Raw genomic sequence first — 11,545 nt, forward strand, 5'->3', positions numbered from 1 at the left:
AAGTAATTAAAAAGCCGATTTCCTGGTTTCTGCTTTAGCCCGAGTTACGCAGCCCTGCGGCAATGCCGTTAATCGTCAGGTGGATGACGTGTTGCTTATTGACACCACTGCGCGTTGGCTGACTGGCTTTTTGCCCTTGGCGGCGATGGCGGCGCAGCAGTTCCACCTGCAAGTGATTCAGCGGGTCAATATAGGCAAAGCGTTCGGTCAGGGCATCTCGCAATGCCTGATCGTGCGCCAGCAGCTCATGACCGGTAATTTCACGGAACAGTCGGTGGGTGAGCTCGAACTCGTCGCGGATTTGCGTGAAGATGGTCTCGCGCAGCTCCGGGTCTTCCACCAGCCCGGCGTACTTCAGGCCGATGTCCAGGTCTGTTTTTGCCAGCACCTGTTCCATATTGGAGAGCAGGGTACGGAAAAATGCCCAGTCCCGTGCCATGGCTTGCAGCTGGGCCAGGCGCTTGGCACGGTTCAAGCCATCATCGGGCAACCCTGATTCCAGGTAGCGATGCAAGGCGGTGCCCATGCCGTACCAGCCTGGAATGGGCAGGCGGCATTGTGCCCAGGAAAAACTCCAGGGAATGGCGCGCAGGTCTTCAATGCTTTGCGTGGCCTTGCGAGACGAGGGACGCGAACCAATGTTCAGGCCGGCAATTTCCTTGATGGGCGTGGACTGGAAGAAGTACTGATCAAAATTGGGCGTGCCGTAGACGAGCTCGCGATAGCTTTGATGTGCCTGCTCGGACATCCAGGCCATGATTTCGCCGTAGGCGGCCAGATGTTCGTCATCATTCGGTGCCCCTTTGCGTGCGCCCAGACTGGCTTCCAGCGTCGCAGCGACAAAGAGCTCCAGATGCCAGCGCCCCACGTCTGCATCTTTGTACCGTCCCTGAATCATCTCGCCTTGCTCGGTCAGACGGATCTGGCCGTTCACGGTGCCCGGAGGTTGGGCCAGAATGGCGTCGAAGCTGGAACCGCCGCCTCGGCCTACCGAGCCGCCACGGCCGTGGAACAGTCGCAGACGGATTTTGCGGCGCGAGAACACCTGGGCAAATTCACGTTCGGCACGGTACAAGGTCCAGTTGGAGGTCAGGTAACCGCCGTCCTTGTTGCTGTCCGAGTAGCCCAGCATCACTTCCTGCACACTATCCTGGGCATGGCGTACACGCTGGCGTATTTCTGGCATGTCCAGCCATTCCTGCATGATTTGCGGGCCCCGTTCCAAGTCGGGGATGGTCTCGAACAGGGGAACGACCATCAAACCCTGGTGTTCAGGCTCATCGGAGTTGGGCACGATCAGCCCGGTCTCCTGCTGCAATACCAGCACTTCCAGCAAGTCGCTCAGCGTTTCAGTGTGCGACACAATCGTCTGCTCCAGAGCCCGGGCGCCAAAGCGGCGACGACATTCGGCCGCTTTGCGCAGGATGGACAGTTCTTTTTCGGTTTCTTCCGAGTAGCGATACCAGGGCGAGACCAGGGGGCGGTGATGGCGCAGCTCGGAGCGCAGCAAGTGGACACGGTCCTCTTCGGACAACTGGCGGTAGTTGACCGGTTCGTCCTTGTACAGTGTGCCGGCCACGCGAAACAGCTCGTCCAGCACGCGTTCGTGGACATCGGAGCTTTGGCGCAAATCCAGGGTGGCCAGATGAAAGCCAAACACTTCCACGGCTTGAATCAATTCGTTCAAACGCAGGCCGGCAATGGCGCCGCCTTTGTTTTCTGCCAGCGAGTCCGCGATGATCTGCAAGTCGGCCTTGAACTCCTGGGGACTGGCGTAGGGCGGGGCGGCGTAAGTGGGGCGATCGGCCAGATCGCGACCTAGCAAGGTTTGCGCCGTGGCAGCCATACGGGCGTACAGATGGATGAAGCTGCGACGATAGGGCTCGTCCACCCGGTGTGGCGAGCGGTCCTGGCTGCTGGCCGACAAGGCCGCCAGGTCTTTGCTGACCCGATTTAACGCGTCGGACACCGAGATTTCCGTACCGAGCAGACGAATCTGTTCCAGATAATGCTGAAGGGCGCGGGTGGACTGACGCAGTACCGCCTGTTCAACAGTCTCCGGGCCTACATTGGGATTACCGTCACGGTCGCCACCAATCCAGCTGCCCATGCGCAAAAAAGCGGGCAGGGCGCGGGTTTTCTGATCCAGCAGGCTTTTCTTGCCCGGTTCCAGCAGGCGGTCCAGATCGTGGTAGAGCTGGGGGATCGTAGGCAAAAAGGTGGAGCCGTAATAGGCCAGCGCATTGTCGATCTCGTCCAGTACGGTCAGCTTGTGATCGCGCAGCATGCGGGTTTGCCACAGCAGCGACACCAGACCGGTCAGCTTCTCCTGGGTGCGGGCCGATTGCGCGGCGCTGGCCTTGTGGTCCAGGCCGTTTAGCTCATCGGCAATCGCCATATGCACGGCCAGGGTACTTTGGCGCTGAACTTCGGTTGGGTGAGCCGTCAGCACCGGCATCACACATGCCTCTTGCAGATAACGGCGAATTTTCTTGGCGCTCAGGCCCTGATCCATCAGGGTCTGGATGGCGTGCTGCAGGCTGCCCAGCAATTTTTCCGGGTCCTGCTCTTCGCGGCGACGATTCTGGTCGCGGTCCTCGGCAATGTTGGACAAGTGCAGAAAGTAGGCAAAGGCACGGGCCACCGAGCGGGCCTGGGCATCGTTCAGCTTGGGAATGTCTTTTTCCAGAATCCGTGCTTGCTGCGGATCGTGTTCACGTCTGAAACTGACGGCAGCCCTGCGCAAGGCTTCAATCAGCGTGAAGGTCGCCTTTCCTTCGCTGTCACGAATCACCTCTCCCAGGGTCTTGCCCAGAAAGCGGATGTCCTGTCTGAGCAGGTTGGAAAGGTCAGGCACGGCCTGCGGCATAATCAATCTCCTGTTAACTAAGGGGTTTTGCTGCAAAGGATTCTGGGTGCCAGATCGGTAGCTGCCCTATGGTAAGACGCCTGCCCGACCTTGACGCGCACAAAGCGCCTTGGGACGTTTATGATAGGTATCTTTACATAATTTTCCTGTTCAGAGAGTAGTCATGCCCCAATATCGCTCCCGTACCTCGACACACGGTCGGAATATGGCCGGCGCGCGTGCCCTGTGGCGCGCCACCGGTATGAAAGACGAGGATTTCTCCAAACCGATCATTGCGGTGGTGAACTCCTTTACGCAATTCGTACCGGGTCACGTACACCTGAAAGACATGGGTCAGTTGGTGGCCCGTCAAATTGAAGCGGTTGGTGGCGTGGCAAAAGAGTTCAACACCATTGCGGTGGACGACGGTATTGCAATGGGCCACGGCGGCATGCTCTATTCCCTGCCTTCGCGCGAACTGATTGCCGATTCGGTGGAGTACATGGTCAACGCGCACTGCGCCGATGCCATGGTGTGTATCTCCAACTGCGACAAAATCACCCCCGGCATGTTGATGGCCGCCATGCGTCTGAACATTCCCGTGGTATTTGTGTCGGGCGGACCGATGGAAGCGGGCAAGGTCTACTCGCCAGATGGCAAAACCGTGGTGCAGAAGCTGGATCTGGTCGATGCCATGATTCAGGCAGCCGATCCCAACGTGAGCGATGAACAGGCCGAAGCCGTGGAGCGCAGCGCCTGCCCCACCTGTGGTTCCTGTTCGGGCATGTTCACGGCCAATTCCATGAACTGCCTGACCGAGGCGCTGGGCCTGTCCCTGCCGGGTAATGGCACCATTGTGGCTACGCACGCGCGTCGCCAAGGCCTGTTTGAGCGCGCAGGCAGCCTGATCGTGGATCTGGCCAAGCGTTACTACGAGCAAGACGACGAATCCGTTCTGCCCCGCAACATCGCCACCTATCAGGCTTTTGAGAACGCCATGACGCTGGACGTGGCCATGGGCGGTTCCACCAACACCGTTTTGCACTTGCTGGCCGCAGCCCAGGAAGCCGGGGTGGAATTCACCATGGCCGATATCGACCGCATCTCGCGCCGTGTACCTTGCCTGTGTAAAGTCGCGCCTGCCACCCCCGAATACCATATGGAAGACGTACACCGCGCAGGTGGCATTATGGCGATTCTGGCCGAGCTGGCTCGGGCTGACCTGCTCAATCTGGACGTGGGCAACGTACACAGCGGCACCTTGCGTGAAGCCATCAAGCGTTGGGACGTCAAGGGCGACAACGTCAAAGCCATCAGCGACTTCTTCCGTGCTTCCCCTGGTGGCATTCCCACCCAAGTGGCCTTCAGCCAGGACCGCTACTATCAGGAACTGGACACCGATCGTGCCAATGGCTGTATTCGTGACAAGGCCCATGCTTACTCGCAAGACGGCGGGCTGGCCGTGCTGTACGGCAATCTGGCCATCAACGGGTGCATTGTTAAAACGGCAGGTGTGGATGAAAGCATCCTGACCTTCACTGGCACAGCTCGTGTTTACGAAAGCCAGGACGATTCCGTTGCCGCCATTCTGGACGGTGTGGTCAAGGCGGGTGACGTGGTCATCATTCGCTACGAAGGTCCCAAAGGCGGCCCCGGCATGCAGGAAATGCTGTACCCCACCTCCTACCTGAAATCGATGGGGCTGGGCAAAAGTTCGGCGCTGTTTACCGATGGCCGCTTCTCGGGCGGATCGTCCGGCTTGGTGATTGGTCATGCTTCCCCGGAAGCGGCCGAGGGCGGCAATATCGCCCTGGTACAAGATGGCGATACCATCGAAATCGATATCCCCAACCGTCGTATTCACCTGGCGATCAGCGATGAGGAATTGGCGGCACGCCGCGCCGAAATGGAATCGCGTGGTGCCAAGGCCTGGAAACCTGTGAACCGCGAACGTGTTGTGTCGCAGGCCCTGAAAGCGTATGCCGCGCTGGCTACTTCGGCAGACCGTGGCGCTGTGCGCGACGTGTCGCAACTGGATCGCTAAGCCCAATTAAGGTTTAGCTGATGAAACCCCATCTGTTCTGGCAGATGGGGTTTTTTTATGGGTTTTGAGGGTGGGGCTGGTGTTGATCTTCGTATAAACGTAGCCCAAGCCCGCAGCCCCTGGCTCCAGGCGGATGGCTTGCCGATGCTGCGCACCGCTACCTTTGTCTGAGTTTGCCTTCGGGCGCACGCTGAACGCGCGCGATAGCTCATCTGCCGGACGAACTATAAGCGTCGCGCTTAAACAGCAGAGTGCGTGAATCCCGAAGACAGACTCCCCCTGCGACAAGCTGTCTGACTCGTCTGGAGCCAGGGGCTGCGGGCTTGGGCGGCTTTAGAGGAGCAACAGTCCCTGGTTTTCTGTTGTGTTGGGCTTTCTGGTCCAGCATAGCTTGCTTACGCATTAAATAACGGGAGATGCCCCTCCCGTCTGGCACAGTTTCTCCAGTCCTTTACAATCGAATTATTGTTCACTTTGTGTAGAGAGCCTGCGCCATGACTGATGATCAACGCGCTTTGCAAGCCAGTATTCGTGCGGAATTGGGAATGATGGATCATTTCGACGTTCAGCAGGAAATTGAACGTCGCGTCCGCTTTCTAAGTGACTATCTACTGCGCACCGGTTGCCGTAGCCTGGTCCTGGGGATTAGTGGGGGCGTGGACTCCCTGGCGGCAGGATGCCTGTCTCAGCGCGCTGTCGAGCAGGCGCGGGAGCAAGGCCATCAGGCGCAGTTTATTGCTGTCCGTCTACCCTACGGTGAACAGGCCGATGAGAAAGACGCGCAAGGAGGCCTGAAGGTCATCAATCCCGATCAGACGCTGGTTGTGAACGTGAAGCCTGCCTCGGATGCCATGCTGGAACAGTTGCTGGCCTCCGGCCTGACATTTCGTGATGCGGCGCAACAGGACTTTTTGATGGGCAATATCAAAGCTCGCCAGCGCATGGTGGCTCAGTATGCCATTGCCGGGGCCAGGGGGGGGCTGGTGGTCGGTACCGATCACGCCGCAGAGGCCTTGATGGGGTTTTTTACGAAATTCGGTGATGGCGCCGCAGACATTACCCCCCTGGCGGGCTTGAACAAACGACGTGTACGTGCTCTGGCCTCCGCGATGGGGGCCCCTGATGATTTGGTCTTTAAAGTCCCGACCGCCGACCTGGAAAGCCTGACTCCCTTGAAGCCGGACGAGGAGGCCTTTGGAGTCAGCTACGAGCAGATCGATGACTTCTTGGAAGGTAAAGTCATTGATGACGAGGCGACACAGATCATCATCAAGACATTCCGTGCATCGGCGCATAAACGCGCCTTGCCGGTGGCGCCCTGATCGGGGAGGATAAGGGATGATCGGCCTGCGCTTACCGACTCTCGTGCTGAGAGAGGCCCACTTCCCGGACTGATAAACACAATAAAACGCCCTACGGCATGGTGCCTTAGGGCGTTTTTACGTCTGCCTGGATAGCGGGGCGAGTCCACCTTCCCAAGCTGGCCCCAAGCCTCCTATCCGCCTATCGGTATACCAGACCCTGCTTGGTGAAAGAAGCGTTTAAGCGGTTTCACAGCAGCAGGAGTAGACTTGGCAAAACGTGGTGCGAAGCAGAACACACGAAGGGCAAAGAGCCGCCTCGCTCAAGTCAGGTAGCCTTCCCCTTTCATACTGCGACAACCCCCGTTCTGATGAGTCTTGACCTGTGCGGATCGTGCCTGCGGCCCCAACCCTGTCATAAGCTGAAGAACCGTGATCAGCTTGTTGTAAGAAACGGGTATTCCTTGGCCTGCGATCATGCTATCGTCAAAAAATACTTTCGGGCACCGACCCATGCCCAGACCAATAGACAAGAGGGTCTCCACCGTTTATGCAACCCGTCTTACCCGCATTTCTCATCGCTCGCTGGCTATTGCTGCTCTTGCTGGCCGCAGGCGTCTATTTTTTGAAGGGATTTCTGGTCCCTGTTCTGGCCGCACTTATCATTGGCCTGGCCGGTTGGCCTTTATATAAACGCCTGGTCGTCCGGTGCAATGGACGTAACGCATTAGCCGCCACCCTGGCCTTGCTGGTCGTCATCGTCGTGCTGGTTGTGCCCTTATCCCTGGCCTTGTCCTTTGCCATTCAGGAAGCCAGCAGCTTTATCACCTGGGCGCTGGCCGCCAACCGCTACGGCACACCCACGCCCGAGTGGATCAAGGCCATGCCACTGGTGGGCGAACGTCTGACCGCGTATTGGCAGCTCTATCTAGGCGAACCCCATGCACTGGGTGAACTGGTGGAAATGGTCAGCGGCCAGCATCTGGGCAATATCTACCGCATGGTGCTTTCCGCCACCGGCAACGTGTTCCACTTGTTGCTGACCGTATTGTTCATGCTGATCACGCTGTTTTTTATTTTCAAAGATGGCGACCGCTTACTGGCTCAGCTGGACATCGTGGGCGAACGCATCCTGCCGGGTCGCTGGCAGCGTTTCTCCCGCGTCGTGCCCGCAACCGTGAACTCCACGGTCACTGGCATGGGCCTGATTGCCTTGGGAGAGGGCGTCGTCCTGGGGATTGCCTATTGGATTGCGGGTGTGCCGTCACCCGTATTACTGGGCGTTATCACCGGCTTCATGGCGCTGATTCCCGGTGGCGCACCCTTGTCCTTCACCCTGGTCTCGCTTTATCTGGTCGGTTCAGGCCACCTGGTTGCGGGCGTCAGCCTGTTTCTGTGGGGCGCAATCGAACTGTTCATTGTGGATAAAACGCTAAGACCTCGCCTGGTCGGCGGCCCGGTAAAACTGCCTTTTCTGCCCACCTTTTTTGGACTGGTGGGCGGGGTTCAAACTATGGGTATTGTGGGTTTATTCATCGGCCCGGTTTTGATGGCCTTACTGGTCGCGATCTGGCGTGAGTGGATACGTAACGGACAGGTGGCCGCTGCGGACTAGCCCCTTCACGCCGAGCAGAAGACGGAGCAGGCCAGGGCAATGCACCTGGCCTGTTTTTTTGCAGGCCTAGGAAGGTGAATCAGACCAGGCCGGGCAGAACTCAGGCCTTGTGAAAAGGGCTTGTCATAACTTAAGCAACTGTGACAAAGCGGGCGGAAAAGATGTAATAAAAGGGGAGTTGGACAGAAGATCGGCCGAGCTGGCGCTGAAACAAAAAAAATTGCCTGGATACTTGCCAAAATATTCAAAAATCTGCGTATAATAACAATCTTTCCTTCCAAGCCTGGATTCCCAGGTTGCCATACCTAGCCCGGGTGGTGAAATTGGTAGACGCAGGGGACTCAAAATCCCCCGCCGCAAGGCGTGCCGGTTCGATTCCGGCCCCGGGCACCACTCTAAAAACACTAATAAATACAACTCCTTAGAGTGGTTTCAGTTCTGCCCCAAAGCTGAGGGATTTCCAAGGTTTGCGACTCAGGTACAGTTTCGGTACAGTGGTGAAGCGCCGAGTGTACTTTTCGGAACTTTGACTCGCATGGCAACTATCGTTAAGACCCCTTCTGGCACCTGGAAAGCTGTCATTCGCAAGACAGGCTGGCCTACTGCGTCCAAGACATTTAGAACAAAGCGTGATGCAGAGGACTGGGCGCGGCGTACTGAAGATGAAATGGTACGGGGAGTCTATATACAACGCGCTCCAGGTGAACGGATGACCGTTGCAGCGGCGCTTAAGCGTTACCTGCAAGAAGTCACACCCACCAAACGAGAATCCACCCGCATCTCTGAGCATAAGAAGGCGCAACCGCTGCTGAAGCATCTTGGGAAGTATTCGCTGGCAGCACTGAGTGCTGACGTTGTTGCCGAATACCGTGACATGCGGCTGGCTGGTGACCCTGACGAAAACGGCAAGCTGGTTCCTCGCAGCAACAATACCGTCCGACTGGAGCTGGCGCTGTTGAGCCACTTATTCACCGTGGCGATCAAAGAATGGGGGATCGGGCTGCCTTTTAACCCTGTTGCTCAAATTCGCCGCCCTGCTCCTGGTGCCGGCCGGAATCGTCGGCTGACGCCAGCAGAGAACAAGCGCCTGTTAGCAGCTGTGGATGCGTACTCAAACCCAATGTTCAGTTGGATCGTACGGATCGCGTTAGAAACAGGCATGCGACTTTCGGAGATCGGCGGCCTACGGCTCCACCAGGTTGATCTAGAGAAGCGGGTTGTCCGTCTGGATATCACGAAAAATTCATCGCCAAGGACCGTTCCGCTGACAAAGGTTGCCACGGCTGCATTTAAGGCTGCGATGGAAAATCCGATTCGCCCACCTGAGACTGACTTGGTATTCTTTGGTGAGCCCGGTCGGGATGGTGTGCGGCGGCCTTACTTGTTTGACAAGGCCTGGGCTGACGCCAAGAAAGCGGCTGGCCTGACGGATTTTCGATTTCACGACCTGCGGCACGAAGCGGTTAGCCGGTTCGTCGAGGCCGGGCTGTCAGATCAAGAAGTCGCTGCAATCAGCGGGCATAAGAGCATGCAAATGCTGAAGCGGTATACGCATTTGCGTGCAGAGGATCTGGTCGGGAAATTGGACAATCTGAGCAAATAACCCCTCTTCTGCACCTTCGTTAAGCCGAAAAGATTTCGCATGCGAAATCTTTTCGGCTGTTTCCTGCACACAAAGGGAGTCGGCTTAACGCGAACAATTCGGTAGCCGCAACGGTTGAGGGGCGCTCAGGCTCTCTGCCCACGCTTGCACTGTCTCATGGTCAATGATGCTACCTGCGTCCACGTCTTCCAGCGCGGCCTGAATCAGTCGGTCGCCTTCTTCTTGCTCGACCCAATCGGAAAACACATGGGTTGCTGTCATGTTTAATCTTCCACGAACTCTAGTTTAGAAACAATCGTAATGATCAAAGTCCCCTCAGGGCTATTGCCGATACAGGGGCTTCGCGCACCCCTTATCTTGCAGAAAATTTCGCATGCGAAATTTTTTCTATGTCTGACGACGTGCTCGACCGGCTTTTCGAGTCATAAGAACATCCATCGGGACGAGTGGATTTTCCATCTATAAGAATCCCTGAACAGCTCTCCTCCATTACTCCCTTAGGTACCATACAAATACGGTATATCGCTTCAGCAGAAAAAGATTAAATCCATTTAAAATCAATAAATTACTGTATTTCTATACTCTATCGATACCATACCGATACGGTTGAGGTAACTATAACCATAACCTTATCTATAACTCTATCCCTACACTTGACCAACATAAGTTATCCACAGCTCGCCACAGAAAACTTCCAATCAGAGTGGGGGAAAATCTCTTAAACGTCCCGATTTGGGCCAATCCATCAGGCGCTCACCCTGCTCCGAAGTACGAAGATAACCGTGCAAAGAAGATGTTTTTCACAGTTTAATAGGAGTACTTCTGTGAGCATGGAAAAAGCCCTCACTCAAAAATACGGCCCTTTACTTTCGCTATGTGAATTGGCGCAGCTTCTAAAAAGAAGCAAAGATGGGCTTCGAATCGCCCTCAACGGAAATAATGAGTTTGCTCAAACATGGAACTCAGCCCGCGTGAAAGTAGGTAGACGAATATACTTTCGTGCTGCCGATATAGCTCAGATTATCGACAATTCAAGTGGTGGTGAGCATAATGAGTGAGGCCAAGAAAAACCGTATCACCACAACAGCCAAAGGAGCACTTCAGGGACGGCAAAGGACGATCTGTGACAAGTGCCTATGGAGCTACAACAGACTTCATGGCTGCACAGTGGAAGATAAGTATCTTCTCATTTATTTTTTAACCTCACCGTACTCAAACGTTATCGGCGCCTACGAAATCAAGTTAGCCAGCGTCGCAGCAGAGTTGGGATGGGACGTAGAAACCCAATTCAAACCTGTTCTCAAGCGGCTAGTGGATGAAGCGCTTGTGGATTACGATGAGGCGAGCTATTTCGTCTGGGTAAAAGTCTGGTGGGAGCATAATGTCGCCTCCCAAGCTGCCGGCGAACGACTAATCGGGAAAACAGTTGAGGAGTTATTGAGGATGCCTGCCAAATGGCTGCAAGACTACCTCGAAGACTATTCGGCCCGAGCCCCCGATAAGGCAGGGAAGCTATATAACCTGCTTGATCAACGGTTACGCTCCCAATTAACAGAACAGTCGAAGGCCGATCTTCTAAATTTCATCCCAGGCCAACCACCACCCGACGACAACGGACACTGTGTCGGATCAGTTCATCTTCAGAAAATGAAAAAAATTCTTAGCGTCTAGATCGGTATGAAAACCGGTATTTAAATACCGCCATAGATACAATACCGGACATTCCGGCCAGAATGTCCGGTATTCAAGGATAGGAGTGTTTAGAACTGCTGTTCATGTTATAGCAAGCAAATATGCGGGTTTTCAGCGTTCATTAGGCCGCGCCACCATATTCAAGAGCATTAAGGATCCGACGCACTTGCTGCACACCAACGGCGGTCTTGCAATGCATAACCGGACTATTGCCACCCAAAGCCTGGTTGGACGAAGACATCCAGGCCAACGCGACTGCTTCGTCTTCAAACACTTCTTCTGCCAACAAAGTGACGGCTCGGACGCTTTTGATCGATTCCATTGTGATCCTCCTTTTAGCCCCAACCGACTGATACTTTGAATTCTGTCATTTGACATGGACTCGGGAAGGAGCGCCAAGAAAAAGAGATGGCGCAACGAACACCTTCACTTTCTTCGTATG

9 protein-coding genes and 1 tRNA gene are annotated in these 11,545 nt (G+C 55.6%); 7 read left to right on the forward strand and 3 right to left on the reverse strand.

Translation table 11 applies throughout. The features are described from left to right. Window positions 1-34: 34 nt before the first annotated feature. Window positions 35-2,869 (reverse strand): phosphoenolpyruvate carboxylase, encoded by a 2,835-nt coding sequence (ppc, locus tag FE795_RS01995; protein WP_131071230.1) that lies wholly within the window; start codon window positions 2,867-2,869, stop codon window positions 35-37. 163 nt (window positions 2,870-3,032) lie between these two features. Here ppc and ilvD point away from each other — a divergent pair, with 163 nt between their 5' ends. From ilvD to FE795_RS02020, 5 genes are all read left to right on the forward strand, one after another. Further along, entirely contained in the window at window positions 3,033-4,892 is a 1,860-nt protein-coding gene (gene ilvD / locus FE795_RS02000; protein ID WP_131071231.1) for a dihydroxy-acid dehydratase, read from the forward strand. Between the two features lie 494 nt (window positions 4,893-5,386). Then, complete coding sequence (nadE, locus tag FE795_RS02005; protein ID WP_003804213.1) at window positions 5,387-6,214, forward strand: ammonia-dependent NAD(+) synthetase; 828 nt, start codon at window positions 5,387-5,389, stop codon at window positions 6,212-6,214. 529 nt (window positions 6,215-6,743) lie between these two features. Further along, window positions 6,744-7,808 (forward strand): AI-2E family transporter, encoded by a 1,065-nt coding sequence (locus FE795_RS02010; RefSeq protein ID WP_003804212.1) that lies wholly within the window; start codon window positions 6,744-6,746, stop codon window positions 7,806-7,808. 308 nt (window positions 7,809-8,116) lie between these two features. Then, a tRNA-Leu gene (locus tag FE795_RS02015) sits at window positions 8,117-8,201 on the forward strand. 142 nt (window positions 8,202-8,343) lie between these two features. Continuing rightward, window positions 8,344-9,411, forward strand: a complete 1,068-nt coding sequence (locus FE795_RS02020; RefSeq protein ID WP_219235547.1) for a site-specific integrase — start codon at window positions 8,344-8,346, stop codon at window positions 9,409-9,411. A gap of 84 nt (window positions 9,412-9,495) precedes the next feature. Here FE795_RS02020 and FE795_RS02025 read toward each other — a convergent pair whose 3' ends face one another. Further along, window positions 9,496-9,672 carry a hypothetical protein gene (locus FE795_RS02025; protein WP_219235549.1) on the reverse strand — a complete coding sequence of 59 codons (177 nt, stop codon included), beginning with the start codon at window positions 9,670-9,672 and terminating at the stop codon, window positions 9,496-9,498. Window positions 9,673-10,235: 563 nt separating this feature from the next. Between FE795_RS02025 and FE795_RS02030 the strand changes: the two genes are divergently transcribed. Together FE795_RS02030 and FE795_RS02035 are read left to right on the forward strand one after the other, a co-directional pair. Beyond that, window positions 10,236-10,469, forward strand: a complete 234-nt coding sequence (locus FE795_RS02030) for a DNA-binding protein (protein WP_219235550.1) — start codon at window positions 10,236-10,238, stop codon at window positions 10,467-10,469. Beyond that, window positions 10,462-11,082 carry a hypothetical protein gene (locus FE795_RS02035; RefSeq protein WP_219235552.1) on the forward strand — a complete coding sequence of 207 codons (621 nt, stop codon included), beginning with the start codon at window positions 10,462-10,464 and terminating at the stop codon, window positions 11,080-11,082. Before FE795_RS02030 ends, FE795_RS02035 begins: the two co-directional genes overlap by 8 nt. Window positions 11,083-11,224: 142 nt before the next feature. Here FE795_RS02035 and FE795_RS02040 read toward each other — a convergent pair whose 3' ends face one another. After that, window positions 11,225-11,425 (reverse strand): MbcA/ParS/Xre antitoxin family protein, encoded by a 201-nt coding sequence (locus FE795_RS02040; RefSeq protein ID WP_219235554.1) that lies wholly within the window; start codon window positions 11,423-11,425, stop codon window positions 11,225-11,227. Window positions 11,426-11,545 lie beyond the last annotated feature (120 nt).

It is taken from the genome of Alcaligenes ammonioxydans, assembly GCF_019343455.1.
In the GTDB taxonomy this organism is placed as follows: Bacteria; Pseudomonadota; Gammaproteobacteria; order Burkholderiales; family Burkholderiaceae_B; genus Alcaligenes; species Alcaligenes ammonioxydans.

Excerpts from the sequence above, each read along its gene's own strand:
- ppc (WP_131071230.1), bottom strand. The coding sequence starts at position 2,869 with ATGCCGCAGGCCGTGCCTGACCTTTCCAACCTGCTCAGACAGGACATC.
- ilvD (WP_131071231.1), top strand. The coding sequence starts at position 3,033 with ATGCCCCAATATCGCTCCCGTACCTCGACACACGGTCGGAATATGGCC.
- nadE (WP_003804213.1), top strand. The coding sequence starts at position 5,387 with ATGACTGATGATCAACGCGCTTTGCAAGCCAGTATTCGTGCGGAATTG.
- FE795_RS02010 (WP_003804212.1), top strand. The coding sequence starts at position 6,744 with ATGCAACCCGTCTTACCCGCATTTCTCATCGCTCGCTGGCTATTGCTG.
- FE795_RS02020 (WP_219235547.1), top strand. The coding sequence starts at position 8,344 with ATGGCAACTATCGTTAAGACCCCTTCTGGCACCTGGAAAGCTGTCATT.
- FE795_RS02025 (WP_219235549.1), bottom strand. The coding sequence starts at position 9,672 with ATGACAGCAACCCATGTGTTTTCCGATTGGGTCGAGCAAGAAGAAGGC.
- FE795_RS02035 (WP_219235552.1), top strand. The coding sequence starts at position 10,462 with ATGAGTGAGGCCAAGAAAAACCGTATCACCACAACAGCCAAAGGAGCA.
- FE795_RS02040 (WP_219235554.1), bottom strand. The coding sequence starts at position 11,425 with ATGGAATCGATCAAAAGCGTCCGAGCCGTCACTTTGTTGGCAGAAGAA.